This window comes from Ruegeria sp. BH6, assembly GCF_056538105.1.
The window spans coordinates 21,664-46,904 of the sequence record NZ_JBQFSR010000011.1; the positions used below are offsets into that span (position 1 = coordinate 21,664).

Genomic DNA, 25,241 nt, shown 5'->3' on the forward strand with positions numbered 1-25,241 from the left:
GTGCAAGATGTGTAGGGCAAGAGCGAATTGTCAATGCGTTCCTTTAAATACGTGAATTTTACGGCGATTTCAGCGCGATAGCCTTCAAAAAATCAGCGCGGGGCGTGAGACGCTTGCTCAGGCCGTCAACGACAGCAACCCACCGGGCTGACGTTGGATGCGCCCGTCCAATTCCAGATCAACCAGCGCCGGACCAATCTCGCCTGCCGTGGCTGCGATGTCGCGGATCAACTGGTCCTCGGCGATAGGCGACGGGCCAAGTCGGGCCAGAATTTCGCGATGCAGTGTGGCACCCAACGCGGCCGGTTCGGGTGCTATTTCGGGAACTGGGACCTCAAATATTTCGGGCTGTTGTTTTGGCAACGCTTCGATAACGTCTTCGGCGGACCGCACCAGAGTGGCCCCGTCGCGGATCAGCAGGTTGCACCCGGCCGCGCGGGCATCGAATGGGTGGCCGGGTACGGCCAGGACCTCGCGCCCTTGATCCAGCGCGTCGCGTGCGGTGATCAGGCTGCCGGATTTTGCAGCCGCTTCAACCACCACAACAGCCTGTGCCAGGCCGGAGATAATGCGGTTACGACGGGGAAAGTGCCGGGCTTGCGGTGTCACGCCCATGGGCTGTTCCGACAGGCGCAGGCCAGATTGGTCGATGTCCCTTGCCAGATCGGTGTTTTCCGCAGGATAAATCACATCCACACCGCCGGCCATGACCGCCACCGTGCCAGTATTCAGCGCCGCCAAATGCGCCGAGGTGTCAATCCCGCGGGCCAGGCCCGAGACCACGACATATCCCTGTTTTCCGAGGTCGGTTGCCAGGCCACGCGCCATCCGCGCCCCTAAAGACGAGCAATTGCGCGCACCGACCATCGCAATCGAGGGCTTGCGCAACACGGATACGTCGCCAATGGCCCAAAGCATCGGTGGGGCATCGGACAAGTCGTTCAGGGCAGTGGGGAAATCAGCGGACCCAAGGCACAATAACCGCGCGTTTGCGGCTTTTGCGGCCTTGAGCTCCGCCTCAATCACGCCAGGTGGGCAAATTTCATACCCTTTAATTCCGGCGGCACGTGCCATTTCAGGCAGCGCGGCCAGCGCATTCTGCGCTGAGCCATGTTCGCGCAGCAGCCGACGAAACGTCGCCGGGCCGACCTTGCGCGAGCGCAACAGACGAAGCCAGGAGAACCGGTCCTCTTCCGTGGTGGGTGGGAGTGTGGGGTGATAGGAAGAAAGCTGCTCTTCGGTCATCCGTTGCTCCGCCTGATTGCAGAACTGGTTTACGACTGAGGGGGTTAACAGCTTGTAAATCTTGCCAAATTATTCAGAAAATTTCCCAGAATTGATAGCGTTTTTGGTGTAACTGTCAGATAACAAACAGGAAAATAAAATGCCTGCCCGATGGAAATTCTCAGACAGGCATCAATATCGATTGATTGTCCACACGTGGCGTTAACCTTGCCGGTGACCGATTCTGTGTCAGGCAGCAGATCCGCCGACGGTCAGGCCGTCCATCAGAACGGTTGGCTGGCCGACACCTACCGGCACCCATTGGCCGTCTTTTCCACAGGTGCCCATGCCCGGATCAAGCGCCATATCGTTGCCCAATCCCCGGATGCGGTTCAGGGCGGAGGGTCCGTCGCCGATCAGGGTTGCACCCTTGACCGGGGCACCAATCTTGCCGTTTTCAACGCGGTACGCCTCGGTGCAGGAAAACACGAACTTGCCGTTGGTGATATCCACCTGCCCACCACCAAAGCCCACGGCCCAGATACCGTCCTTGATATCGGCCACAAGCGAAGCAGGATCGGCGTTGCCGCCCAACATCACCGTATTGGTCATTCGTGGCATGGGCTTGTGCGCATAGCTTTGCCGCCGCCCGTTTCCGGTGGGCGCAACATTCATCAGACGCGCATTCTGACGGTCCTGCATATAACCAGTCAGAACGCCATCCTCGATCAGCACTGTCCGCGAACTGGGCGTGCCTTCGTCATCTACAGTGATTGATCCGCGTCGGTCGGCAATCGTGCCGTCATCCACGACGGTGACGCCTTTTGACGCGATCTGCTGTCCCATCAGGCCCGCGAAGGCCGAGCTGCCCTTGCGATTAAAGTCGCCTTCCAGCCCATGTCCGATGGCCTCGTGCAGCAAGATACCGGGCCAGCCGGGGCCCAGGGCCACCTCCATCACGCCCGCCGGGGCAGGGATGGCGTCCAGATTGACCAAAGCGATCCGCAGCGCCTCGCGTGCTTTGTCCTGCCAGTCTGTCGGGTCGATGAGGCCATCCAGACCAACGCGTCCGCCACCCCCGGCCGAGCCGCTTTCACGGCGGCCGTTCTGTTCAACAATGACCGAGATGTTCAGGCGGGTCATCGGACGCACATCGCGCACCAGAACCCCGTCGGGGCGCAGGATCTCGACCTCTTGCACAGCGGCGGCGATCGTGGCGCTGACTTGCACGACGCGAGGATCGAGGTCGCGGGAAAAGGCGTCGATTTCGCGCAGGGTTTCAATTTTCACCGGGAAACTTGCCGATTCGATCGGATCCTCGTCCGTATAAAGCCGCGTGTTGGTGGCGCGGGGCGCCTCGGCCAAGGTGCCACCACCATCGCCTACCGCCAGACGCGCGGTTTCGGCGGCCCGTTTCAGCGCCGGGATCGAAACATCGGTGGAATGTGCATAGCCCGCCACCTCACCTTGCACAGCACGCAGGCCGAATCCTTCGGAAGCATCATAGGACGCCGTCTTCAAACGCCCGTCATCAAAGACCAGAGACTCGGATTTTCGCCGCTCGACAAACAGCTCCCCGTCTTCGGCACCAGCAGTGGCGGACTGCAAAACCGCAAGCGCTTCGTCCTGCGGAAGAACGGTTTCAAACGGGCGAAACGGGTCGTTGGGCATCGGTTGGGACCTTTCCGGTTTGATCCAGATCAAAAATAGCGTCTGTTTGACGCAAGCATTTTGCTTTATCTACCCGCCGGAATATGGTTTTTAACGCGGCCAAAGACAACGGGAGAGGTGCGACTGATTCACACCTTTTCGCCAGAGAAGCTAAGATCAGACGATCAGGACAGAAAATGAAGAACGCTTTGATGCTTTCCGGGCTTGCAACAGCCCTCTCCAGCCTTCCCGCCATGGCTCAGGAGCTTGAGATTATTGGCAAGCCGGTTGCCGGCGGTGTAAATTTCCAGCCTGCAGCTACAGACCTTGCCGTGGGGATTCACAGACTGGACGCGATGATTCTGGTGATCATCACCGTCATCTGTCTGCTGGTCGCGGGCCTGCTGGTCTACTGCATCATGCGTTACAATCAGCGCGCAAACCCGACACCGGCGCGATTCTCGCACTATACCCCGGTTGAAATTGCTTGGACCCTGGGGCCGATCCTGGTTCTGGTCTTTATCGGTGCGTTCTCACTTCCGGTTCTGTTCAAACAGCAGGAAATTCCCGAAGGTGACGTGGTAATCAAGGTGGTGGGCAACCAGTGGTACTGGACCTACGAATATGTTGATCACGATTTTGCGTTCGACAGCTATCTGCTGGGTCACCCCGCAACTCTGGACGAAGGTGCCCGCCCGGCGGATGCCGACGTAACGCCGTTCGTTCTGGATGATGCGATGCGCGCTAAGCTGGCCGATTCCGGTTACAGCGATGATGAGTGGCTGCTGGCCACCGATACGGCCGTTGTTGTGCCGGTCGGTAAGATCATCGTCATGCAGGTGACTGCGTCGGACGTGATCCACTCTTGGACCATCCCGTCCTTTGGCGTGAAGCAGGACGGCGTACCGGGTCGTCTGGCCGAGCTGTGGTTCCAGGCTGACAAGGAAGGCATCTATTTCGGTCAGTGTTCCGAACTGTGCGGAAAGGACCACGCTTACATGCCGATCACCGTCAAGGTTGTCAGCGAAGAAGCCTATGAGCAATGGCTGCAAGGCGCTTTGGAAGAGTATGCAGGCCAGCCTGCGGCCTATCAGGTTGCCTCGAACTGATCCGGGCATTGGCCGGATGAATACATGATGCAGGCTGCGCGGTGATCGCGCAGCTTTCGCCCCAAAAGGACCCGACATGAGCGACGCAAGCTTCAATGCCAGCACCGTGACCGCGCAGACCCGCGTGGACGAGGCCAGCTGTGGCGATTATTTCGCCCTGCTGAAGCCGCGGGTCATGTCGTTGGTGGTGTTCACGGCGCTTGTCGGTCTGCTGGCGGCGCCTGTGCCGGTCCATCCCTTTGTCGGCTTCTGCGCCATCTTGTTCATTGCCATCGGTGGTGGTGCCTCGGGTGCGCTGAACATGTGGTGGGACGCTGACATTGACAAGGTGATGAAGCGCACCAAAGGCCGTCCGATTCCGTCCGGCAAGGTCGAGGCGGGCGAGGCCATGGCCATTGGGCTGGCGCTGTCTGGCCTGTCGGTGATCATGCTGGGTCTGGCAACGAACTGGTTTGCCGGAGCCTTCCTGGGTTTCACCATCTTTTTCTATGTCGTGGTCTACACGATGTGGCTAAAGCGTTCGACGCCGCAGAACATCGTGGTCGGTGGTGCGGCAGGGGCTTTCCCTCCGGTAATCGGTTGGGTCGCGGCCACGGGGTCGATGACGCTTGAGCCGTGGCTGATGTTTGCCTTGACCTTCATGTGGACTCCACCGCATTTCTGGGCTCTGGCGCTGTTCATGCGCTCGGATTACGACGATGCGGGTGTGCCGATGCTGACCGTGACACACGGCCGCCGCGCGACGCGCTGGCACATTCTTGTTTACACCGTACTGCTGGCGCTGCTGGCGGTTGGCACGTCCTTCTCGGGCATCGGTGGCCCGATCTATCTGACCGTTGCTGTTGTGATGAACGCCCTGTTCCTGCGCGGAGCGTGGCAGATCTCGCGCCGCACAGAGGATGACTCAGAGGCAGATAACTTCAAGGTCGAGCGCTCATTCTTTAAGCTGTCGCTGCTCTACCTGTTCCTGCACTTCGGCGCGGTTCTGGCTGAGGCGTTGTTGAAACCCTATGGATTGGGAGGTTGGTCATGAGTCTGCGCAAAAGCCATGAACTGCACCAGCGCCGGTTCAACCGCAATCTGGGGGTGGGTCTGACGCTGGCTGCCTTCATTGTGATCATCTTTGGGCTAACGATCGTAAAAGTCTCGGGCACTGGCCTGGGTCAGCCGACACAAGAGGTTCAGAACTGATGGCCTTGTCCGGTCCGCAAAAAACAGTGATCCAGACGGTCAGTGTGGTCGTGCTGATGGGCGGTTTGGCCTGGGCGGCGGTGCCGTTTTACGACTGGTTCTGCCGGGTCACTGGTTTTGGCGGTACGGTTGGTGTGGCCGAAACTGCGCCCGAGGATATTCTGGACCGCAAGGTCACTGTCCGCTTTGACGCGTCGAAAGCCAAAGGCATGGCGTGGGAGTTCAAACCGGTCGAGCGTGAGATGGAAGTGCGCATCGGTGAGACCGGATTGGCCTTTTACGAAGCCCACAACCCGACCGACCGTCCGATTGCCGGGCAGGCGTCTTACAACGTCGCGCCGTATTCGGCCGGTGGGTATTTTCAGAAAATCGCCTGTTTCTGTTTTGAAGAGCAGGTGCTGCAACCCGGTGAGCGGGTACAGATGCCGGTAACCTTCTTCGTCGACCCGGAAATCGTCGAGGATCTGGAAGCCAAGTATGTGCATACGATTACTCTGTCGTATACATTCTACGAAATAGACCTGCCCGAGGGCTACGCAGCCCTGGATGAGCAGGCAGATACAAACACGAACTAACGCCTGTAGGTGAGGGACGCTGATGGCACACGCAAAAAACCATGATTATCACATTCTGGCCCCGTCGATCTGGCCGCTGATCGGCGCAGTGAGCGGCTTTGTCATGCTCCTAGGTGCTGTTCTGTGGATGCACGACAAAACGCCATTCGTTTTCTGGATGGGACTGGTTGGTGTGCTTTACACCATGTTCGCCTGGTGGTCCGAGGTTGTGGCCGAAAGCCGCGCCGGTGATCACACACCGGTGGTACGCATCGGTCTGCGTTATGGTTTCATCCTGTTCGTGATGTCCGAGGTGATGTTCTTCTTTGCCTGGTTCTGGTCGTTCTTCAAACACCGCATGTATCCGATGTACGACTATGCTGGCACCGAGTACATCCAGCCGGATATTCACGCGGTTGACCCCTTCCACCTGCCGCTGATCAACACGCTGGTTCTGTTGCTGTCGGGCTGTGCGATCACTTGGGCGCACCACGCGCTGGTGCATGACAATGACCGCAAGGCGCTGATCAACGGTCTGGCTATCGGTATCGTACTGGGTATCGCATTTACCGCCCTGCAGGGCTTTGAATATTATGAATTGCTGGCGCACGAAGGCTGGAAATTCGGCGACGATCAGTTCTATTCGAACTTCTTCATGGCCACCGGGTTCCACGGTTTCCACGTGATCATCGGTACCATCTTCCTGTCGGTCTGCCTGATCCGGGCGCTACGCGGTGACTTTACCCCTGAAAAACACGTCGGGTTTGAAGCGGCAGCCTGGTACTGGCACTTTGTGGATGTCGTCTGGCTGTTCCTGTTCTTCGCTGTCTACATCTGGGGTCAGGCTCCGCTGATTTAACGCCGGTCAGGCGATCCAATTGCAAAAGCCGCCCCAAGGGGCGGCTTTTTCTCTATCCGAGGTGCAAGATTGCGCCCGATACAATTGCGTGGTTGCAATCTTGCACGTGGCACCCTTAACAAGGCGCCGGTTCAACCCGAGCCTTTAGGTAACGAAATCTGGTCCCGATATGCGCCGCATCCTGTTCCTGCTGATATTTGGTATTGCCGGTTTGGCGATCCTGTTGTCTCTGGGCTTCTGGCAGATGCAGCGACTGACATGGAAACAGGGTGTTCTGTCCGAGATTGATACTCGCATCACGGCAGCACCGGTTGCCTTACCCGACAGCGTTTCTCCTGAGGATGACAAGTACTTGCCGGTAACGATTTCTGGTGAGATGGAGCCCGGGGAAATCCATGTTCTGGTTTCGGTCAAACTTGTTGGCGCAGGTTACCGCATTATTCAGCGTTTCAGCACTGAAGACCGAACAATTCTTGTAGACCGGGGGTTTGTTCCGACCACTGCCAAGCAGGCTGAACGGCAGGTGGGTCAGATGGAGGTAACGGGTAATCTGCATTGGCCCGATGAGGTCGACGGGTACACACCCGAACCGGACATGGAAAGCAATATCTGGTTTGCCCGCGACGTGCCCAATCTGGCCGCTGCTTTGGGGGCTGAACCGGTGCTTCTTATCGCCCGTTCACAAACTGACCCGGGCGTGACGTCCCTGCCTGTCGACACTGCGGGTATTCCCAATGACCACCTGCAATATGCAATCACATGGTTTGGTCTGGCTCTGGTCTGGGCCGCGATGACCGGTTATTTCCTGTGGCGCAATCGCGCCCCTTCTGAAAGTGAAGAGCAATGAAATACATCTCGACCCGTGGCCAAGCGCCTGAACTGACCTTTGAAGAGGCGATGCTGACCGGGCTGGCCCGCGATGGTGGCCTGTACCTGCCTGCCGAAATTCCGGTGATGAGCCAGGAAGAGATCGCAGCATTGGCAGGGTTGCCCTATGAGGAAATCGCGTTCAGCGTGATGTGGCCCTATGTCAGCGGGTCCTTTGCCGAGGATGAGTTCAAGGCGATCATCGCCCGCGCCTATGAAGGCTTTGGTCATGATGCCCGTGCGCCACTGAAGCAGCTGAACGAAAACCACTTCCTACTGGAGTTGTTCCACGGTCCGACACTGGCGTTCAAAGACTTTGCCATGCAACTGATCGGGCAACTGTTCCAGGTGGCCCTGAAGCGGCGCGGTGAACGTGTGACCATCGTGGGCGCAACCAGCGGCGATACGGGCTCGGCCGCGATTGAGGCGTTCCGGGGGCTGGATGCCGTGGACGTGTTCATTCTGTTCCCCCATGGTCGTGTGTCCGAGGTGCAACGCCGCCAAATGACCACGCCGGCAGACAGCAATGTGCATGCATTGGCCGTTGATGGCGACTTTGACGATTGTCAGGCTGCCGTAAAGGACATGTTCAACGATTTCGAATTTCGCGATGGGGTGAAACTGGCGGGCGTGAACTCGATCAACTTTGCCCGCGTGTTGGCGCAGGTGGTCTACTATTTCTCGGCTGCGGCCAGCCTGGGGGCACCGTATCGCAAGGTCAGCTTCACCGTGCCTACCGGCAATTTCGGTGACATCTTTGCCGGTTATATCGCCAAGTGCATGGGGCTGCCCATTGATCGGTTGGTTGTGGCCACAAACCAAAACGACATTCTGCATCGCTGCCTTTCGGGGCTGGGGTACTTCAAGGGCGACACCATTCCCTCGATCAGCCCGTCAATGGATATTCAGGTCAGCTCGAACTTTGAACGTGCGCTGTACTATGCCTATGGCGAGGATGGCAGCGCTGTATCGCAGTTGATGGATGAGCTGAAGAATGGCGGCTTCAACGTCAGTCAGGGCGCGATGGAAGCACTGCGCGAGAATTTCGACTCGGGCCGGGTGTCCGAGGATGAAACACTGGCCACCATCAAATCCACATTGGCCCACAGCGCCGAGCTGGTTTGCCCGCACACCGCGGTCGGTATCAAGGTCGCCGAAGATCACCGTGTGGCTGACGTTCCGATGATCACTTTGGCTACTGCGCACCCAGCGAAATTCCCGGCGGCGGTTGAGAAGGCGAGTGACGTACATCCGCCTCTTCCCTCTCGCATGTCTGATCTGTATGAACGTCCGGAACGGGTGACCCGCATCGCCAATGATCTGGGTGCCATTGAGGATCATATCAAAAGGCAAATTGCTGAGTGACTGTCAGACAAGACCAACTGAAGAACGGCTTTCGTATCGTCAGTGAACATATGCCGGGGCTGCAATCGGCGGCCATCGGCATTTGGGTAACCGCCGGTGGGCGGCATGAACGGATCGAGCAGAACGGTATTGCCCATTTCCTTGAACATATGGCGTTCAAGGGAACTGAGCGCAGGTCTGCGCTGCAGATCGCCGAAGCGATCGAGGATGTGGGCGGGTATATCAACGCCTATACCTCGCGCGAGGTGACGGCCTATTACGCACGCGTTCTGAAAGACGATGTGGCGCTGGCGATGGACGTGATTGGTGACATCGTTCTGAACCCTGTCTTTGACCCGCGCGAGATCGAGGTCGAGCGCGGCGTGATCCTGCAAGAGATCGGCCAGGCTTATGACACGCCGGACGACGTGATTTTTGACTGGTTGCAAGAGCAGAGCTATCACGATCAACCGCTGGGTCGCACCATTCTGGGCCCGACTGAGCGGGTCAGCGCCTTCTCGCGCGAGGACTTGTCGGGTTTTGTCGCTGAGCACTACGGGCCGGAACAGATGATCTTGTCTGCCGCGGGCGCGGTGGATCACGACGCGCTGATGAAAATGGCCGAAGAGATGTTTGGCCATCTTCAACCGCGTAAAGGGCTGGTTCCTGAAACGGCCCGCTTCACCGGTGGCGAAGCGCGACAAGAGAAAGAGCTGGAACAAGCCCATTTCGCACTCGCGCTGGAAAGCCCCGGTTACCGCGACGATGAGATCTATACGGCACAGATTTACTCCACCGCTTTGGGTGGCGGCATGTCCTCGCGCCTGTTTCAGGAGGTGCGCGAGATACGTGGCCTATGCTACACGATCTTTGCGCAGACCGGGGCCTATGCTGATACCGGAACAACAACGATCTACGCAGGCACTTCGGCGGATCAGGTCGCAGAGCTGGCCACGATTACCATCGATGAGATGAAGCGTGCCGCCGAAGACATGAGCGCCGAAGAGGTTGCCCGCGCCCGCGCACAGATGAAAGCCGGGATGCTGATGGGGCTGGAAAGCCCATCAAACCGGGCGGAACGTCTGGCGCGTCTGGTTCAGATTTGGGACCGGGTGCCGTCGCTTGAGGATACGGTCGCCAAGATCGATGCGGTCAGCACCGGGGATGTTCGTGCGTTTGCGGAAAAGATGGCGCTTCAGGCGCCGGCGGCCTTGGCGCTCTACGGTCCAGTTTCCGCCGCGCCCACGCTGGCAGAATTGCAGGAGAGGCGTGCGGCGTGATGCTGTTGGGCAGACGCAAGCTGAAACTCGAGACCGAGCGCCTAAGCCTGCGCCCGCCCGTTCACTCTGATTTCAACGATTGGGCGGCGCTGCGGCGAGCGTCCCAAGAATTCCTTACCCCGTGGGAGCCGATCTGGGCTAAAGATCATCTGACGCGCAAATCTTTCACCAATCGCGTCTACTGGGCGCAGCGTTCAGTGGCCAGTGGCACAGCGATTCCTTTGTTCCTATTCCGTCGATCCGATGATGTGCTTCTGGGGGCGATCACGCTGGACAACGTGCGCCGCGGCCCGGCGCAGGCTGGGACGCTGGGATATTGGACCGGTCAAACCTTTGCCCGCAACGGGTATATGCGCGAGGCGATAGGCGCGATTGTCCATTATGCCTTCACCCGCCTGGATCTGAGCCGGATCGAGGCCGCGTGCCTGCCCGAAAACAAGCCCTCGCGCGGGTTGCTGGAAAGCTCGGGCTTTAAATATGAGGGCGTGGCGCAGTCTTATCTGCAGATCAACGGGCGGTGGCGGACGCATGTCCTGTATGCCAGCCTGCGGTCGGATCGGCGCGGCAAGACGGACGCGGGCTAGGGGCTTTGCCCCCGGCGCGGCCAGCCGCGCCTACCCCGAGATATTTTTGGCCAGATGAACAAGGGGCATGACTTGTTGGCGTTCTGCGCTACACTTGCCCCATGCGCTGGATTGTTGCGGTATTGATGGTGATCTCGGGCGGGGCTGTGGCGCAGGAGCGGCGGCCGAGCCATTGTATCGCCATCGCGGATGCCGCGCCGGGGATCGAGTATATTCACAAGGCGGCGTGGCAGGACCCGATCCCGGAATTTTCCGTGCGGATCAGCTATATCGCCCATGCCTCTTTCCTGATCCAGACGCAGGGCGGGTTGAACGCAGTGACGGATTTCACCGGCTTTATTGGTAGTGCCGATTTGATCCCGGATGTGGTCACCATGAACCATGCGCACAGTACTCATTGGACCGCTCATCCCGATCCTGCAATCCCGCATGTGTTGCCGGGGTGGGGCGAGTTTGGGCAGGGTATCGATCATTACCTTGATCTGGGCGAGATGCTGGTACGCAATGTCTCGACCGATATCCGATCTGCGTATGGCGGCGTGGAAGAGCGCGGCAATTCGATCTTTGTGTTCGAGGTGGAAGGGCTGTGCATCGGCCATCTGGGCCATTTGCACCATATACCATCCGATGAACAATTCGCCGCACTAGGACGGCTGGATGTTGTCATGGCGGCGGTGGATGGGGGAACGACGATGCCTCTGCCCGAGATGATTTCGGTCCTCAAGCGGCTGAAGAGTTCTGTTATCATTCCGATGCACTGGTTCTCGGGCTTTTCGCTGGACCGGTTCCTGGTCGATATCCGCAATGATTTTCCGGTTGAACGCAAGGGAGCGACCGAAATCACCGTGTCGCTGCGTACTCTGCCAAGTCAGCCAACAGTGGTTGTGCTGGAGCCTCAGTATCTGATCGAACTAGAATAGGGCTTGTCCGGGCGCGTTCGCTTCGGCAATGAGGTGGCATGACACTGAATCCTGCCGATGAGAACCTGGCCCGTCTGATCCGGGCTGATCTGGGTGAAGATATTTTGCGCCCGGTCACGGAACGCTATCTGGAAGAGCCACGGGGGCGTTTTACCGGACATGCCGGTTTGTTGGCCTTACCGCGAACGGTTGATGAAGTAGCAGCGCTGGTGCGATTGGCCTTGGATAAGCGGGTACCGGTAGTGCCTTACAGTGGTGGCACAGGGCTGGTAGGCGGACAGGTAATGCCGGACGGGCCAGCGCCCCTCTTGATCTCGTTAGAGAGGATGACTGCGATACGGGCGGTTTACCCGACCGAAAACATTCTGATTGCCGAGGCAGGTGCCATTCTGGCTGACGTACAAACCGCCGCGGAAGAGGCGAACCGGTTATTCCCTCTGGCTCTTGCAGCGCAGGGATCGTGCCGGATCGGGGGCAACCTTGCCACTAATGCGGGTGGGGTCAACGTGTTGCGCTATGGCAATGCGCGCGACCTTTGTTTGGGGCTTGAGGCGGTTCTGCCTAGCGGTGAAATCTGGCACGGGCTCAGCCGGTTGCGGAAGGACAACACCGGCTATGATCTTCGTAACCTTCTGATAGGTGCGGAGGGTACATTGGGGATCATCACCGCCGCCTCGTTGAAACTTTCTCCGCGGCCCGAAGCGGTCGGAACCGCGATGCTTCAGGTCGCTTCGCCCCAAGCGGCGATCGATTTACTATCATTGGCCCACGACCAACTGGGTGAAGCGGTCAGCACCTTTGAGCTGATCCACAAGCAGGGGCTGCAATTCCTGACCGAGGTTTTGCCAGATGTGCGCCAGCCATTTGCAACACAGCCCGAATGGTGCGTTCTGATCGAACTTGGATTGTTTGCGGGGCACTCGGCTGCTGACGCGCTGGAAACGCTGTATATCAAAGCGGACAAAGCTGGCCTCGTCGGGGAGGCGGTTATTGCGCAAAGCGAGGCGCAGCGTATGGACCTATGGGCCGTGCGCGAGCGTATCCCCGAGGCCAACCGGCTGATCGGGTCGGTGTCCAGTCACGATATCTCGGTCCCGATATCCCGAATTCCCGAATTCATTCAACGCGGGGCCGAGGTCGTGGCCGCGCTTGGGTTGTTCCGCATCAACTGTTTTGGTCACGTTGGTGATGGCAATCTGCACTACAACGTGTTCCCGCCCTTGGGCCACAGCCGTTCGGAGTTTGATGACGAGAGACAGGCCGTCAAACACGCTGTGCATGATCTGGTGGAGGCCTTTGGTGGCTCGGTCAGTGCCGAGCATGGGGTGGGACGTCTGAAAGCCGATGATCTTGAGCACTATGGCGACGCGACAAAGCTGTCTGCAATGCGTGCCATCAAAGCTGCGCTGGACCCGCAGGGGATCATGAATCCGGGTGCGGTTTTTAGGGCGGATTGATCGTACCGCTTTCCGCGCCTCGCCCTTGGAATGAATATTGAATGAAAGGCGCTTACAAACCTTCGAATTCGCACAGAACGTGCACATCCATACCCATGTCTTCCAACGCCTTGCTGCCGCCCAGTTCCGGCAGGTCGACAATGAACGAGCATGACACGATCTCACCCCCCAGCCGTTCGATCAGCTTGATCCCGGCCGCAGCGGTGCCTCCGGTGGCCAGAAGATCATCAACGACCAGGATCTTCTCACCGGGCTGGATGGCGTCATCGTGAATTTCGACGATCGCCTCGCCATATTCCAGTTTGTAGTCCTGGCTGATCGTGGTGCCCGGCAGTTTGCCCTTTTTGCGGATCGGCACGAAACCAACGCTCAACTGGTGGGCAATCGCACCGCCCAGAATGAAGCCGCGCGCCTCAAGACCCACGACCTTGTCGATGCGCTCACCCGCATAAGGATGCAACATCTGGTCAATCGCCATGCGGAACCCGCGCGGGTCGGCAAACAGGGTGGTGACATCGCGGAACATGATCCCCTCATGCGGGAAATCGACGATGGTTCGGATGTAATCCTTGACCGACTTGTTTCTGGACATTGCCAATCCCTCTGACGTCAAAACACGCGGGCGTATTTGGCCCATTGGGGACAGCCTTGCAAGGAAAGATTATCGCGGACTTCCCGACAGGGAGCGGAATTGAGCTTTGATAATACGAAATAGCGATGCTGTGCGGTGGGTGACAACGATGGACGCGCCGGACTGGTAAATGGAATGCCTGAGTCGCGGGAAGGTTGATTGCCAAAACTCCGTTTTGTTGGTAGGTCGCCGGTACCTGAAATTGCTATGCATTGTATATGCAGTGTATCGCTTGTGGATTTAGGCATTGAACAGGGTGTGCGGGAAAGATGGACAGCAAGGTATCTGCCAAGAAAAACAGCCAGTTGGTCTTGCGCCTGGACAAGGATGAGCGGGACGCATTTGTTGAATTGTGCAGGGAACTGGATACATCAGCCGCACGCGAAATACGGCGTTTTATCCGTGGGTTCTTGAAAGAACACGAAGCGAGCTGAACCCTCAGGCCGGGCGGCGCAGCACGGCGGTTGCAACCCCCATTCCAATCAAAGTCAGCCCTCCGAACCGGGTCATCGCAGTGATTACCCCGGTGCGTCCGATCATCCGGCGCAGCCGGTCAGCCAACAGCGCATAGGCCAGCGCGTTCAGCCAGGCCAGACCCACGAAAGTCGCGATCAGGATAGCGAATTGCGGGCCCAATGGGTCCGCCGGACGCAGGAATTGCGGTACGAAGGCGATGAAAAAGGCAATGGATTTCGGGTTCAGCGCCGTAACGGCGGCGGCATGGCCAAAGACACTTTGTGCGGTGACGTTTCGCCCGGTCGCTGGCGCCTCTAACCCGCCCGAGGGCGCGCTACGCAGCAGCTTGATTCCCAGCCACACAAGATAGGCCGCACCCACCCATTTCAGCACAGAAAACAAAGTAGCCGAGGCCAGCACCAGCGCCCCCAGCCCCAGTAGCGAAGCGGTCATTGCAACCAGATCCCCTAACGCCACCCCTGTGGCCGAGGCCACGGCGACGCTGCGCCCTTTTGATAAGGCATAGCTAAGCACCAGCAACACAGTCGGGCCGGGGATAAGCAGCAAGGCGGTCGATGCGGCCACGAAAGCCAGCCAAAGTTCAAAAGACATGGGGTTACCCGTTTGGTTTCGCCCTCACCAAGCCCCGCCGCGACGGTGAGGTCAAGCCTTTCGTGGCTCGGTGACGCGACGCATCAATGCCTCAAGTGGGCCGCGCTTGAACCGGCGGAACCACAATAGGGCAAAACCCGAGGACAAAGCGCAGAACCCGAGCGCGTAAACCACGATCTGTGTTGGTTTGAGTGTGCCATTTAGCAAACCAAGCTCCTCCAGCAATCCCATCCCGATCAGGATATGCGCCACATATAGGGTCAGGCTCTGCCGTCCCGGAGCGGTCAGGGCAGAGCCAAAGCGCAGTTTTTCGATCTTCGGCCATAGCTTCAGCAACAGTCCGATCACCACGCACGCCGATCCGGTGCTGGCCAGGATATAGAACGGCCCTGGCGGAATCGACGCAGTGCCTAGATAGGCAACCAATTCCGGTTCGGACATCAACCTTTGTGGAATAAGAGCCAACACGGCAGCGCCAAATCCCCACATGATCAGGCGGTGTTGAATGCAGATCGTTCGAAGCTGTGATCGCCCGATGGCCATGCCGATCAGCAGGAAAGCAGCCCAAGGTAAAACCGGGTGCCAACCGTTGAAAATTGCATTTCGTAAAAAGCCGGGCAGGGTCCAGAGGTCGGTATAGCTGAGCGTGGACCAATCCCAGCCCCGCTCATAGTCAAAGATAAGGTTGGCCAAAACGGCCAGCGCAACAATCCCCAACGCCCTCAGCCACAACAAACGTCCCGAGGCCGAAAGAAACACAGCCCCCACCACAAAATACAATGCGTAGAAATGCAGAATGTCAGCGTCGAACACGGTCATGTTGATCAGGCCGAGAACGAACAGAAAGGCCGCGCGCCGCAGCAGCACACCAGCGGGGATGCTCGACAGACCCAATCCTACACCGGCCAGAATGACGAACAGTGCGGCGGCCCTCCCCTCCAATGCGTCGACAAGGTTTGACGCCCAGTCTTGGCCCGGCGCAACTTGCGCCGCGATGCGGAAGTTCACCAGCACCATGCCGCAGAAAGCAAAAAAGCGGGCGGCGTCTAGGGCTTCGAGTCGTTTCATGGTGCTCCTCTGTTTGGGGCGTACTGAAATGAATTTTTGGCACAAATGCGGTTCAGTGGCGTGTTTGAAATAAACAATTTGCGAGGGTCTGGGTGTCCTTACCACCCCCAACGGTCACAATGTACCCGGGTTGAGTAAGTTAAAGATTGCGTTAAAGCGTGCGTACCGTCCTTGAAACGCCGGTCTGGCCCTACAACCTAGGGCATATCAAAGGATCGGAGGCGAAGGTGACGCAGACACATCCCGACTATACAAAAGCGTTCAAGGACATGTCCCGCTCAAACGACGGGCGGTTGAAACGTGTGCTGATCCTTCTGATCCTGATTAGCGTCGTGATTTACGCCGGGATCGTGGGGTACATGTACGCTAATCAGGATGAGCTGCTATACAAACCGTCCGGAGAATTGCCCGCCCCCAATGAGGTTGGGCTGGCCGATGTCGACGTGATCTCTCTGCCCATGTCCGACGGGGTTGTGCTGACGGCGTGGTCCGCGCCACCGGCCACTGAAGATGCGCCGACCGTTCTTTTTTTCCACGGTCAAAGCGGCAATCTGGGTGACCGGGCCGACCGGCTGCGGGAAATCCTGAACAGTGGTTTTGGCCTGCTCGCCCCCAGTTATCGCGGTTTTCCAGGCAGTGGCGGCGAGCCCTCGGAACTGGCGCTGATCTCAGATGGGATTCACATGTTTGACCAACTGGACTCTGAGGGTGCAGCCGTCGTCCTGCACGGTCAAAGCCTTGGCACCGGCGTGGCGGCTGCTGTCGCCCAACAGCGTCCGAATGCGCAGTTACTGGTGCTAGAGGCCCCCTTCACCGCGACTGTGGATGTCGCGGCCGAGCGCTATCCGTTTCTGCCGGTTTCGGCCTTGATGAAGGATCAGTTCGCAACCCGTGACTTTATCGGCGATGTTACGGTGCCAACGCTGATCTTCCACGGAACCGAGGATGAAACCGTTCCGGTGCATCACGGCCAAGCGCTGGCGGCGATGTCGGGCGACACCGCCAAACTTCATGTCATCCCCAACGGCACCCACAACGACCTCTGGTCGTATGGCTTGTGGGACGAGGTGCAGCAGACCCTTGCGCAGTAGCGTGGTTTAAAGAATCCGGCCTGCGACCGCATCCAGCTTGGCCAGTAACGCCGGATCGCGTTTTTCGGGCGCAGTGAGGATCGCAAACTCCAATGCCCGATCGCAGCCATGCGGGCAGGGCGCGCGTTCAGCCCCCAACAGATCGGGCAGGCCCTTGACCAGCGCCCGGCCTTTTTCCGCATTCCCGGTTAGGGTGGCGATAATGGCGGTTACGTCGACCTCGCCGTGATCCGGGTGCCAGCTGTCATAGTCGGTCACCATGGCGATCGAGGCATAACAAAGTTCGGCTTCGCGGGCGAGTTTCGCCTCGGGCATGTTAGTCATGCCAATCACGTCACATCCCCAATGCTCGCGATACATCTTGGATTCGGCCAGAGATGAGAACTGCGGCCCCTCCATCGCCAGATAGGTGCCACCGCGATGGATGGTAATACCTGCCGCCTTGCCTGCGCTCTCACAAGCGTCCGACAGGCGCGGGCAGGTGGGATGCGCCACGCTGACATGGGCGACGCAACCAGTGCCGAAAAAGCTCTTCTCGCGCGCAAATGTCCGGTCAATGAACTGGTCGACAATGACGAAATCCCCCGGCGCCATATGCTCGCGAAACGACCCGCAGGCGGAAACCGAGATCACGTCCGTAACCCCCAGCCGTTTCAGCGCATCGATATTGGCGCGATAGGGCACCTCGGTCGGTGAATGAACGTGGCCACGCCCGTGACGGGGCAGGAAGGCCATTTCGACCCCATTCAAAGCCCCCGTCAGAATCTGGTCCGAAGGTGCACCCCACGGCGTTTCAACCGTAACCCATTCCGCCTTTTCCAGCCCGTCGATATCGTAGATACCTGATCCGCCGATGATTGCGATTTTCGTCTGGGTCATGGCTGCGCTCCGAATGAAAAAAAACGATGCAGACTGTCTGAGGGGCAGCGGAGGATTTGGCAAGTGGGTTCAACGGTTTGTGTTGGCTGAAGGCGCGGTATGCGTCTGTTGCATATCTGGGTCCCACCTGGCGCGGTATCTCCTGCGGGGATTGACCGCTAAAAGACCCCTTTCGCGCGAACCCAAAATACCAACAGGACCGTCCCATGCCCCGAGCCATGCTGGCAAGCTTTGCCAATCGTATAGCTAAACCCGATCTTCGTTGGGTGCCGGACGAAGGGCTGACTGCCTCGCGCCTGCGGATCGAACTGCTGTCCGGTCTGACTGTGGCGCTGGCGTTGGTGCCCGAAGCAGTGGCCTTTGCCTTTGTTGCCGGGGTGCATCCGCTGGTTGGTCTGTACGCGGCCTTTATGGTCGGTCTGATCACGGCGCTGATCGGTGGCCGTCCGGGCATGATTTCGGGCGCGACCGGGGCGTTGGCCGTTGTGATGGTGGCGCTAGTGGCCCAACACGGGGTTGAATACCTGTTCGCGACCGTGGTGTTGATGGGTATCCTGCAAGTGATCGCCGGGGCCATGCATTGGGGCCGGTTCATCCGGCTGGTGCCGCATCCGGTGATGCTGGGCTTTGTGAATGGTCTGGCTATCGTGATTTTTCTTGCGCAGTTGGGTCAGTTCAAAGTGCCTGGCACCATGGAAAACACCGGCCATGGCGTCGGTGGCGGCGAATGGCTTTCGGGTCTGCAGCTTTACACGATGCTGGGCCTGGTCGCTCTGACCATGGCGGTGATCTGGGTCATGCCGCGTATCACGCGCATCATTCCTGCGCCGTTAGCCGGTATTTTTGTCGTTGCCGCGCTGGTGATTGGCTTTGGTTTGGACGTGCCTCGCGTCGGTGACCTGGCGTCTATCGAGGGAGGTTTGCCGCCGTTCCACATCCCGATGGTGCCGCTGACCTGGGAAACTTTTGAAATCATCCTGCCCTATGCCGTCATTCTAGCCGCAATCGGCCTGATCGAATCCCTGCTGACGTTGAACCTTGTTGGAGAGATCACCGGTAAGCGCGGCGGGGCTTCGCAGGAATGCATCGCGCAAGGCGTTGCTAACGTCGCCACCGGTTTCTTCGGTGGCATGGGCGGCTGCGCAATGATTGGTCAGTCGATGATCAACGTAAAGTCCGGTGGCCGGACCCGTATCGCCGGTATCGCGGCGGCGCTGTTCCTGCTGGTGTTCATCTTGTTTGCCTCACCGCTGATCGAGCAAATCCCGCTGGCCGCACTGGTTGGGGTGATGTTTATGGTGGTGATCGGTACATTCGCCTGGAACTCGTTCAAGATCATGCGCAAGGTGCCATTGACGGACGCATTCGTTATCGTTCTGGTGACTGTGGTGACGGTGATGGAAGACCTCGCGGTCGCGGTTGTGGTTGGTGTCATCGTCTCCGCGCTGGCCTATGCGTGGAACAACGCCAAGCGTATCCATGCCATCACGCGTGAATCGGAAACCGAAAAAGGCGCAAAAGTCTACGAAATCCAAGGGCCTCTGTTCTTTGGTTCCTCCGAGGGTTTTGTCGAGTTGTTCGATGTGCCAAGCGATCCTGACACGGTGATCGTGGATTTTGCAGAAAGCCGGGTTGTCGACCAGTCGGCCTTGCAGGCCATCGAAAACGTCGCTTCGAAATACGAGGCCGCAGGCAAACGCGTCATGCTGCGCCACCTCAGCCGCGATTGCCACAAGCTGCTGAACAAAGCAGGGCATCTGATGGTCGACAGCGATGATGACCCCGATTACCAACTGGCGGTGGATTATTCTGTTCGCACCGGCATTCTGGGCGGCCACTGAGTATTTTGCGAGGCTCTGCCTCGCGCTCCGAGGTATTTGTGACCAGATGAATACAGGATCCCCTGGTTCATCTGGCTGAAAATATCTCGGGGGAGGCACCCAAAGGGCGGCGGGGCAGCGCCCCCCCTGTAATTCCTAATCGTCTGGGCGACTAAGCGAGAACAACTCGGTTACGACTGAATAGTCCCGATATCCAAGCCGGGCGAGCGGGTTGAAGGTCGTCACGTCGAATATTCCATCCCTCAAACAATCGTCTCGCAGGTGGACACCGGTTACTTCTCCGAAAACAACCCGATTTGCCTCGCCCGGCAGATCGACAATCTTGGTCAATTTGCATTCCAGAGCAGCCGGAACGCCCTCGACTCGAGCGCAGGGGATGGTTTCGCATTCAACCGGCGTCAGGCCAGCATGTTCGAATTCGTCGTGATGTTTGGGCAGGCCTGCGGAACTGGCGTTCATCGCATCGCGGTGTGCGTGTGCCACCACGTTCACGCAGAACACTCCGGTTGCTTCGATGTTCGAAACACTGTCCTTGCCACCGTCCTGATCGTGTTTGGTGCCCGTTGAAGCGAACATCACCTGTGGGGGCGTGTAGGCGACCCCGTTGAAGAAGGAATAAGGTGCCAGATTGTTGATCCCATCGGGGCTGCGGGTGGATATCCAACCGATCGGACGGGGGGTAATGACAGCGTTGAATGGATTGTGCGGCAGACCGTGGCCGTCTTCGGGTCGATAGAACATCTCTACTCCAAGCGTTTGCCCAAGGCGTAGCGAAGTGCTAGGGCGAATGCCAGCAAGGAAAAGAGGGCTGAGGTGCAGCAGTTCGGGATCAGGCCGGAAGAGCCGGATGATTGGTGGGAGGTCGAAGCCCTCTATGACCTGTGCTTTGCGCCCGGGCGCGAAGCGCTGTCTTCCTATCGTCTGCGCGATGATGTGCCGCCGGTTTCAGGCTTGTCTCTGGTTGCGCGTGACGGGCAGGGCATTCTGGCTGGGGCCATACGGTTCTGGCCGGTGCACGTGGGTGATCACGATGCCTTGCTGCTGGGGCCGGTAGCCGTACACCCGACCCATCAAGGCGAGGGTCTTGGGGGCTTTCTGATCCACGAAGGTATCGAAGCTGGCCGGGTGATGGGCTGGGATCGGGTCATGTTGGTTGGTGATGCACCTTATTATGCCCGGTTCGGGTTTTCCCGTCTGAATGGGGTTGAAATGCCCCCTCCGACCAACCCGGACCGAATTCTGGGGCTGGAATTATCCTCGGGTGTTTGGGACGGAGTGGATGGGCTTGTCACCCGTTGGACCCGCTGAACTATTGAAACCTTGGCTATAAACCCCGATGTCTTATGGGCAGGAGGGTTTTTATGCAGGACGTGGTTCTTGTTGAAAAGCTGGATGCCGAGGCGGAACTGGACCGATTGGCTAGGTATTACCGAACGGCCGGAGGGCCGGGCGTCAAGCTGTTGAATAATTTGGGTGGTTCGGCGGAATCCTTGTTGGAGCAATTGCCAGAACCGATCAGGCAGGGCCTGACGGGCGCGACGGAACAGGCCCTGTGGCTGGCGATGCGAGCCGCCGAAGGGTCACGACGGGCTGTTCCGGACCAGCATCCCTGGGTCAATACCGCAGTAACAACGGCCATGGGTGCAGCCGGAGGGTTGGGCGGCATGTCCACTGCTTTGATGGAACTACCTGCGACGACCGCGATGCTGCTGCGTGCCATACAGGGTGCGGCTGCGCGCGAAGGGTTTGATCCGTCGGAAGATGGTGTGAAATTTGATTGCGTGCGTGTCCTGTCCGCCGCCGGGCCTTTGTCCAATGACGACGGCGCCGATCTGGGGTTCTTCTCGGTCAGGTTGACCTTGACAGGACCTGCCATGCAAAAACTGATCGCAGCGGTCGCTCCGCGGTTGTCAGTTGTGTTGGGGCAGAAATTGGCGGCGCAGTCCGTGCCCGTGTTGGGTGCCATCGCCGGAGGCGGCACCAACTATGTCTACACGCGGTATTACCAGCAGATTGCCCGCGTGCATTTCGGCCTGCGCCGTTTGGCGGTCGATGCCGATATTCCCCACGATGAACTGGTGCGGAAACTGGCCGCCCGAATGTGATTTTTCTTCAAAGGCTTGGAGAATTTCACCGCATATGGTATTGATGATTTGAGCGTCCGCTAAATAAACCAAAACAACGCGGGCAAACAGGCAAATATCCATATGAAAGGCGGCTCGGCGTGATAGACGCAAGGCTTTCGCCTCATATTTCCGAAAATGCGCGGCACCTGCCGGTGCTGCAGCAATCGGCGGCTTTGTGCTATCGTGTCGAGCAAGGGCAACCCGAAGTGCTGTTGATTACAACGCGCAAATCACGCCGTTGGATCATTCCTAAAGGGTGGTTGATTGATGGATTGACTGCGTCTCAGACCGCAGGCCAGGAGGCGTGGGAAGAGGCCGGCATTCGAGGAGAGTGCGACACGCAGGCAATGGGGCAGTTTTGCTATCGAAAACGTCATCAGAAAAAGGGCGCTGTATTGTGCGTTGTGGATGTCTTTCCGTTATTGGTGACATCGGTTGCTGCGTGTTTTCCCGAATTCAAACAGCGGCAGAGACAATGGTTTGTGCCGAAAAAAGCCGCAGTTCACGTCAATTTCCCCGAACTTGGGCAAATGTTTCAAAAACTTGAGCCAATCATGCGCTAAGATGCCTCTGGTAGGGCTTGATATTGCCATGTCTGTGGTTATCAATTCGACAACCGACATTTGGACGGATCATGATTCAATACGCATTGAAATGCAGCAACGGCCATACATTTGACAGTTGGTTCCAATCGGCCGCCGCTTACGACAAACTGGCATCCACGGGCATGGTGACTTGCGCTGTGTGTGGATGTGCGGATGTTGAAAAGGCTATCATGACCCCACGTGTCCGCCCGGCCCGTGAGGCCGTGGCAAAGACCATCGCCCCCATGCCCGAGGCTGAAACGATAGATGTGGCCGCCCCTGCGCCAGACATTGAAAAGGTGCTGGCTGAGCTGCGCCGCAAGGTCGAAGAGAACTCGGACTATGTGGGTAAGGATTTTGCCAGCGAAGCGCGCAAAATCCACCTTGGTGATGCGCCCGAGCGTGCGATCTATGGTGAGGCCAAGCCGGACGAAGCGCAGGCCCTGATCGACGATGGGGTTCCAGTGGCACCTTTGCCTTTTGTTCCCAGCAGAAAGACAAATTAAGCCGTGCATGTAGTTATTACGGGGGTCAATCGTGGCATTGGCCGAACGCTGGCCGACAGTTACCGGGCCCGCGGGGACAAGCTGACCGGCACCGCGCGGGATGGCAGTGCGCAGGTGGTTCTGGATGTTACCGACCCTTCGCAACATTCCGACGTGGCCACGTATCTGGCAGATCAACCCGTCGATTTGCTGATCTGCAACGCCGGGGTATATCTGGACAAAGGGCAGAGCATTGACGGCTATCCCGCCGACATGTGGGCGCAAAGCTTTGCCATCAACGTGACAGGCGTGTTTCTAACCGTTCAGGCATTGTTGCCGAACTTGCGGGCCGCACGGGGAAAGATTGCAATTATTTCATCGACGATGGCCTCGCACACCCGCGCGCCGGGGGGCAGCTATATCTACCGCGCATCAAAGGCCGCAGCCTTGAGTCTGGGACGCAATCTGGCCACGGATTTGCGCGATGATGGAATCGCCGTAGGTATCTATCACCCGGGCTGGGTGCAGACCGATATGGGCGGGCCCGAAGCCGATATCACCCTGGATCAGGCCGCAGAGGGCCTGATTGAAAGGTTCGATGCGTTGTCACTGGAAACAACGGGTTGTTTCGAAAACTGGGACGGTCGCCCCCACGCTTACTGACGTATCAACGCTGCGGTGGGGATTTCGTAGACCTCATCCGGGTCGATGAAAATCACGGTCAGGTCGCCACGTGTTTCATGGCTGATCTTGGCAGGTGAACTGCTGGAATTCGGCACGCCATCGGTGAAATAGATGCTGCGCACTTCACCGCCGCCCAATGACACAGCCAACGTCGTCGTGCCGTCGTCATGGTGGCGCAATTCGGCATGGCAGCTATCGAGCGGTGCGCCGCCCGAGGCGCAGGGCACAGTGCCCAAAGCATTCTTGCCGTCAGTTGCGGCCAGAGTTGAAACCTGTGCAAGGGCAGGGGAAGACAGCAGGACAACTGCGAGGGCAAGGCGGAACATGGAAAACCTCTTGGAAAATTCGATGACTAAGGCTGACAGCCTCGCTGCCGGATGTAAAGCAGCCCCATGCGGCATTCGGGGCGGTTTTGAACCCTTGCCCTTGCGGCCCCCCTCGCATAAGACGCACGGAACCTGAATTCCAAGGCGCGGAGAGACCACCCCCATGCCCGTACTCGTTATGAAATTCGGTGGCACGTCGGTTGCCAACCTTGACCGTATCCGCCGCGCGGCGAAACGCATCGGTGTTGAGGTGGCCAAGGGCTATGACGTGATCGTAATTGTCTCGGCAATGTCGGGCAAGACCAATGAGCTGGTGGGATGGGTCAACGAAACCTCGCCCCTATTTGATGCGCGTGAATATGACGCCGTGGTCTCCTCGGGCGAGAACGTGACCGCCGGTCTGATGGCGCTGACGTTGCAGGAAATGGATATTCCCGCGCGCAGCTGGCAGGGCTGGCAGGTGCCGCTGATGACCACCAGTGCCCACAGTCAGGCCCGGATCGAAGAAATTCCGACCGAAAACCTGACCCAAAAATTCGACGAAGGCATGAAAGTGGCCGTTGTCGCAGGCTTTCAGGGCATCAGCCCCGAAGGGCGCATCACCACGCTGGGCCGGGGCGGTTCGGACACCACCGCCGTGGCCTTTGCCGCCGCGTTCGGCGCCGAGCGTTGCGATATTTATACGGATGTAGACGGCGTCTATACCACCGACCCGCGCATCTGTGAAAAAGCGCGCAAACTGGACCGTATTTCGTTCGAAGAGATGCTCGAACTGGCCTCGTTGGGGGCCAAGGTGCTGCAAACCCGCTCGGTCGAGTTGGCGATGCGGTATAAGGTGAAACTGCGCGTTCTCTCAAGTTTCGAGGAACAATCCGACGAGGCCGGAACGCTGGTCGTTGACGAGGAGGATATCATGGAATCCAATGTTGTGGCCGGTGTGGCCTATTCCCGTGACGAGGCTAAGATGACCGTCGTTTCGGTGGCGGACCGACCCGGTATCGCCTCGATCATCTTTACCGCGCTCAGCGATGAGGGCGTGAACGTGGACATGATCGTTCAGAATATTTCGGACGAGGGGCGCACCGACATGACCTTCTCGTGCCCGACCGATCAGGTCGCGCGTGCCGAGAAAGCGTTGTTGGCGATCAAGGACGCGGGTGAGCTGAACTATGCCGAACTGGTTGCGGACGAAGATGTCTGCAAGGTCTCGGTGGTGGGCATCGGAATGCGTTCTCAGTCGGGTGTTGCGGCCAAAATGTTCAAGATACTCTCGGATGAGGGGATCAATATTAAGGTCATTACAACCTCTGAGATAAAAATTTCCGTCCTGGTGGATCGGAAATACATGGAACTTGCGGTTCAGGCACTGCATGATGCCTTTGAACTGGACAAGGCGGCCTGAGCATTTCAGCCAAGGAT

Annotated in this window: 28 protein-coding genes; 20 read left to right on the forward strand and 8 right to left on the reverse strand. The window is 58.3% G+C overall.

Features of this window, described 5'->3' with window-relative positions; translation table 11 throughout:
• Positions 1-117: 117 nt before the first annotated feature.
• A complete protein-coding gene (gene dprA / locus ACR0B8_RS18450) occupies positions 118-1,245 on the reverse strand; it encodes a DNA-processing protein DprA (RefSeq protein WP_170362513.1) in 1,128 nt (375 codons plus the stop codon).
• A 228-nt stretch (positions 1,246-1,473) separates the two neighbouring features.
• Positions 1,474-2,895, reverse strand: coding sequence for a metalloprotease TldD (gene tldD, locus ACR0B8_RS18455; RefSeq protein WP_480659316.1), 1,422 nt, complete (start codon positions 2,893-2,895; stop codon positions 1,474-1,476).
• A gap of 176 nt (positions 2,896-3,071) precedes the next feature.
• Between tldD and coxB the strand changes: the two genes are divergently transcribed.
• From coxB to ACR0B8_RS18510, 11 genes are all read left to right on the forward strand, one after another.
• Complete coding sequence (coxB, locus tag ACR0B8_RS18460) at positions 3,072-3,983, forward strand: cytochrome c oxidase subunit II (RefSeq protein ID WP_170351431.1); 912 nt, start codon at positions 3,072-3,074, stop codon at positions 3,981-3,983.
• Positions 3,984-4,059: 76 nt separating this feature from the next.
• Positions 4,060-5,016, forward strand: coding sequence for a heme o synthase (gene cyoE, locus ACR0B8_RS18465; protein ID WP_480659314.1), 957 nt, complete (start codon positions 4,060-4,062; stop codon positions 5,014-5,016).
• Positions 5,013-5,174 (forward strand): hypothetical protein, encoded by a 162-nt coding sequence (locus ACR0B8_RS18470; RefSeq protein WP_170351427.1) that lies wholly within the window; start codon positions 5,013-5,015, stop codon positions 5,172-5,174. The genes cyoE and ACR0B8_RS18470 overlap by 4 nt, the downstream gene beginning before the upstream one ends.
• The gene (locus ACR0B8_RS18475) at positions 5,174-5,749 is read left to right on the forward strand and encodes a cytochrome c oxidase assembly protein (RefSeq protein ID WP_226689815.1); all 576 of its coding nucleotides are present in this window, start codon (positions 5,174-5,176) and stop codon (positions 5,747-5,749) included. Before ACR0B8_RS18470 ends, ACR0B8_RS18475 begins: the two co-directional genes overlap by 1 nt.
• A 22-nt stretch (positions 5,750-5,771) precedes the next feature.
• Positions 5,772-6,587: a cytochrome c oxidase subunit 3 gene (locus tag ACR0B8_RS18480; RefSeq protein ID WP_226689814.1), complete on the forward strand. Its 816-nt coding sequence runs from the start codon at positions 5,772-5,774 to the stop codon at positions 6,585-6,587.
• 169 nt (positions 6,588-6,756) lie between these two features.
• On the forward strand, positions 6,757-7,434 hold the full coding sequence (locus ACR0B8_RS18485; protein ID WP_480659312.1) for an SURF1 family protein: 678 nt from the start codon (positions 6,757-6,759) through the stop codon (positions 7,432-7,434).
• Positions 7,431-8,819, forward strand: coding sequence for a threonine synthase (gene thrC, locus ACR0B8_RS18490; protein ID WP_226689813.1), 1,389 nt, complete (start codon positions 7,431-7,433; stop codon positions 8,817-8,819). Before ACR0B8_RS18485 ends, thrC begins: the two co-directional genes overlap by 4 nt.
• Positions 8,816-10,078 carry a M16 family metallopeptidase gene (locus ACR0B8_RS18495; protein WP_170379107.1) on the forward strand — a complete coding sequence of 421 codons (1,263 nt, stop codon included), beginning with the start codon at positions 8,816-8,818 and terminating at the stop codon, positions 10,076-10,078. Before thrC ends, ACR0B8_RS18495 begins: the two co-directional genes overlap by 4 nt.
• Complete coding sequence (locus ACR0B8_RS18500) at positions 10,078-10,662, forward strand: GNAT family N-acetyltransferase (RefSeq protein WP_170351416.1); 585 nt, start codon at positions 10,078-10,080, stop codon at positions 10,660-10,662. The genes ACR0B8_RS18495 and ACR0B8_RS18500 overlap by 1 nt, the downstream gene beginning before the upstream one ends.
• A gap of 101 nt (positions 10,663-10,763) precedes the next feature.
• On the forward strand, positions 10,764-11,582 hold the full coding sequence (locus tag ACR0B8_RS18505; RefSeq protein ID WP_170379109.1) for an MBL fold metallo-hydrolase: 819 nt from the start codon (positions 10,764-10,766) through the stop codon (positions 11,580-11,582).
• Between the two features lie 38 nt (positions 11,583-11,620).
• Positions 11,621-13,039 carry an FAD-binding oxidoreductase gene (locus ACR0B8_RS18510; protein WP_226689812.1) on the forward strand — a complete coding sequence of 473 codons (1,419 nt, stop codon included), beginning with the start codon at positions 11,621-11,623 and terminating at the stop codon, positions 13,037-13,039.
• A 52-nt stretch (positions 13,040-13,091) separates the two neighbouring features.
• Here the strand turns inward: ACR0B8_RS18510 and ACR0B8_RS18515 are convergent, their stop codons facing one another.
• Positions 13,092-13,631, reverse strand: coding sequence for an adenine phosphoribosyltransferase (locus tag ACR0B8_RS18515; RefSeq protein ID WP_170362520.1), 540 nt, complete (start codon positions 13,629-13,631; stop codon positions 13,092-13,094).
• Between the two features lie 308 nt (positions 13,632-13,939).
• Here ACR0B8_RS18515 and ACR0B8_RS18520 point away from each other — a divergent pair, with 308 nt between their 5' ends.
• Positions 13,940-14,104 (forward strand): hypothetical protein, encoded by a 165-nt coding sequence (locus ACR0B8_RS18520; protein ID WP_170362521.1) that lies wholly within the window; start codon positions 13,940-13,942, stop codon positions 14,102-14,104.
• A 4-nt stretch (positions 14,105-14,108) separates the two neighbouring features.
• Here the strand turns inward: ACR0B8_RS18520 and ACR0B8_RS18525 are convergent, their stop codons facing one another.
• A complete protein-coding gene (locus tag ACR0B8_RS18525; protein ID WP_226689811.1) occupies positions 14,109-14,738 on the reverse strand; it encodes a LysE family translocator in 630 nt (209 codons plus the stop codon).
• 51 nt (positions 14,739-14,789) lie between these two features.
• A complete protein-coding gene (locus tag ACR0B8_RS18530; protein WP_480659308.1) occupies positions 14,790-15,806 on the reverse strand; it encodes a DUF418 domain-containing protein in 1,017 nt (338 codons plus the stop codon).
• Between the two features lie 227 nt (positions 15,807-16,033).
• On the opposite strand from ACR0B8_RS18530, the gene ACR0B8_RS18535 reads away from it, so the two are divergent.
• Positions 16,034-16,897, forward strand: a complete 864-nt coding sequence (locus tag ACR0B8_RS18535; protein WP_226689809.1) for an alpha/beta hydrolase — start codon at positions 16,034-16,036, stop codon at positions 16,895-16,897.
• A gap of 6 nt (positions 16,898-16,903) precedes the next feature.
• On the opposite strand, the gene ACR0B8_RS18540 is transcribed toward ACR0B8_RS18535, so the two are convergent.
• Entirely contained in the window at positions 16,904-17,776 is an 873-nt protein-coding gene (locus tag ACR0B8_RS18540) for an S-methyl-5'-thioadenosine phosphorylase (RefSeq protein WP_170398917.1), read from the reverse strand.
• A gap of 206 nt (positions 17,777-17,982) precedes the next feature.
• Between ACR0B8_RS18540 and ACR0B8_RS18545 the strand changes: the two genes are divergently transcribed.
• The gene (locus tag ACR0B8_RS18545; protein WP_170351401.1) at positions 17,983-19,617 is read left to right on the forward strand and encodes a SulP family inorganic anion transporter; all 1,635 of its coding nucleotides are present in this window, start codon (positions 17,983-17,985) and stop codon (positions 19,615-19,617) included.
• Between the two features lie 135 nt (positions 19,618-19,752).
• On the opposite strand, the gene ACR0B8_RS18550 is transcribed toward ACR0B8_RS18545, so the two are convergent.
• Positions 19,753-20,358 carry a flavin reductase family protein gene (locus tag ACR0B8_RS18550; RefSeq protein WP_170414317.1) on the reverse strand — a complete coding sequence of 202 codons (606 nt, stop codon included), beginning with the start codon at positions 20,356-20,358 and terminating at the stop codon, positions 19,753-19,755.
• 72 nt (positions 20,359-20,430) lie between these two features.
• On the opposite strand from ACR0B8_RS18550, the gene ACR0B8_RS18555 reads away from it, so the two are divergent.
• From ACR0B8_RS18555 to ACR0B8_RS18575, 5 genes are all read left to right on the forward strand, one after another.
• Positions 20,431-20,925: a GNAT family N-acetyltransferase gene (locus ACR0B8_RS18555; protein ID WP_226689807.1), complete on the forward strand. Its 495-nt coding sequence runs from the start codon at positions 20,431-20,433 to the stop codon at positions 20,923-20,925.
• Between the two features lie 53 nt (positions 20,926-20,978).
• Complete coding sequence (locus ACR0B8_RS18560; protein WP_226689806.1) at positions 20,979-21,722, forward strand: EcsC family protein; 744 nt, start codon at positions 20,979-20,981, stop codon at positions 21,720-21,722.
• A 173-nt stretch (positions 21,723-21,895) separates the two neighbouring features.
• Positions 21,896-22,306: an NUDIX hydrolase gene (locus ACR0B8_RS18565; RefSeq protein WP_226689826.1), complete on the forward strand. Its 411-nt coding sequence runs from the start codon at positions 21,896-21,898 to the stop codon at positions 22,304-22,306.
• A gap of 71 nt (positions 22,307-22,377) precedes the next feature.
• Positions 22,378-22,833, forward strand: coding sequence for a DUF1178 family protein (locus tag ACR0B8_RS18570; protein WP_170351392.1), 456 nt, complete (start codon positions 22,378-22,380; stop codon positions 22,831-22,833).
• 3 nt (positions 22,834-22,836) lie between these two features.
• Positions 22,837-23,475, forward strand: coding sequence for an SDR family oxidoreductase (locus tag ACR0B8_RS18575; protein ID WP_170362530.1), 639 nt, complete (start codon positions 22,837-22,839; stop codon positions 23,473-23,475).
• Here ACR0B8_RS18575 and ACR0B8_RS18580 read toward each other — a convergent pair.
• Positions 23,469-23,822 (reverse strand): hypothetical protein, encoded by a 354-nt coding sequence (locus ACR0B8_RS18580; RefSeq protein ID WP_170351390.1) that lies wholly within the window; start codon positions 23,820-23,822, stop codon positions 23,469-23,471. The genes ACR0B8_RS18575 and ACR0B8_RS18580 overlap by 7 nt on opposite strands.
• Positions 23,823-23,985: 163 nt before the next feature.
• On the opposite strand from ACR0B8_RS18580, the gene ACR0B8_RS18585 reads away from it, so the two are divergent.
• Complete coding sequence (locus tag ACR0B8_RS18585) at positions 23,986-25,224, forward strand: aspartate kinase (protein ID WP_170351389.1); 1,239 nt, start codon at positions 23,986-23,988, stop codon at positions 25,222-25,224.
• Positions 25,225-25,241: the final 17 nt, after the last annotated feature.